3 protein-coding genes are annotated in these 1315 nt (G+C 73.8%); all 3 read right to left on the reverse strand.

Translation table 11 applies throughout. The features are described 5' to 3' along the window. Window positions 1-91: 91 nt before the first annotated feature. On the reverse strand, window positions 92-580 hold the full coding sequence (locus AB0I76_RS30065; protein WP_357042558.1) for a DUF742 domain-containing protein: 489 nt from the start codon (window positions 578-580) through the stop codon (window positions 92-94). After that, window positions 577-1053, reverse strand: coding sequence for a roadblock/LC7 domain-containing protein (locus AB0I76_RS30070; RefSeq protein WP_357042561.1), 477 nt, complete (start codon window positions 1051-1053; stop codon window positions 577-579). The genes AB0I76_RS30065 and AB0I76_RS30070 overlap by 4 nt, the downstream gene beginning before the upstream one ends. After that, on the reverse strand, window positions 1050-1315 hold a 266-nt coding region (locus tag AB0I76_RS30075), incomplete at its 5' end, for a hypothetical protein (protein WP_357042564.1). The genes AB0I76_RS30075 and AB0I76_RS30070, both read right to left, overlap by 4 nt.

Consider the following 1315-nt stretch of genomic DNA (forward strand, 5'->3'; position numbering starts at 1 on the left):
CCGATGATGGCCAGCCAGCCCATCATGAAGGCCGCCGTAGCGGGCGGCGGCGCTGTTGGCCGCGAGCCCGCCCAGCGGGGTGGCCGGCCAGTCAGGAGATCGCACGGAGTCCATCAATCACTCGCAGGATGATGTCGGGGTCGAGGGCGTCGTCGGCGGCGCCGACGTGCACGTCCAGGTGCCCGGCGGCGCGCAGGTCGCCGACCAGGACCCGGGTCACGCCGAAGTGCATCCGCATGGTGGCCGAGATCTCCGCCACCGAGATCGGCTCGGCGCAGAGCGCGACGATCGCCGCGAGTTCCGGGGCGAGCCGCGCGGCCGGTGTCGTCCACTCGGCCGCCGGACGGGCCGTGACCTGGGTTTCCAGGCCGATCGCCGGATCCGTGCCGGACACCCGCCCGGCGGTGAGCACGAACGGGCGCGGCCCGGCCGGCCGCTCCGGGTCGGGCTCGAGGTCGGCCGTCGCCGCCGGCAGGCCCACCGCGCCGGGCTCACCGGCCGGTACGGGCGAGCGCAGGTAGGGACGGATCCGGATCACGGGCTCCGGACCCGGATCGTCGCCGGCGACGTCGGGAGTCACTGCTGGACGGCGTTCTTCAACTCGGCGATCAGGCGCGGGGTGAGGGCGCCGCCGGCCCTCCCGGCGAAGAGCGTCATCTCGTACGCGACGGTGCCCAGGTTCGCCGAGCGGTCGGCGACCACACCGAGCACTGAGCCGCTGCTGATCGCGCTGATCAGCAGGTACCCATCGGCCATGTCGACGATGACCCGGTTCAGTCCGCCCAGCGCGTACCAGCTGGCGGCGCCGCCGGCGAGGCTCGTCATGCCCGACACGACGGCGGCGAGCCGCTCGGCGTTGGAGCGGTCCTTGATGGAGGACATGGCCATGAGGAGCCCGTCCGACGAGACCGCGATCGCCTCCAGCACACCGGCCGTGCTGGAGGTGAACGAGTCCAGCAGCCAGTTGAAGGTGCGGGCCTCGGGGCTGAGGTCCCCGCCCGCCCCGGCGTGGGCCTGGTGGTCGACGTTGTCGTGCAGGAAGGGGCTTGTCACCGTGTTGATCCCTCTTCGTTGCGGCGGTGTGGACTGACCTCACGCAGAGCCCGGGCGACGCCCGCCTCGAACTCGGTGATGAGGTCGCGGACCTCGGCGGGGTCGCCGGGGTCCTGGACGGACGGCTGGCGGGGCGGGCTCACGGTCAGGTTGGCCCCGGGCACCCGCCGGGTCAGCCGGGGCCGTGCCGGCGCCGGCGCGGTGGCAGATCCACCGGCCGCCACCCGGCGGCGTGAAACGCCCGCAGCTGCTCGTCCCGCTC

This window comes from Micromonospora sp. NPDC049799 (assembly GCF_040656655.1).
Classification (GTDB): domain Bacteria; phylum Actinomycetota; class Actinomycetes; order Mycobacteriales; family Micromonosporaceae; genus Micromonospora.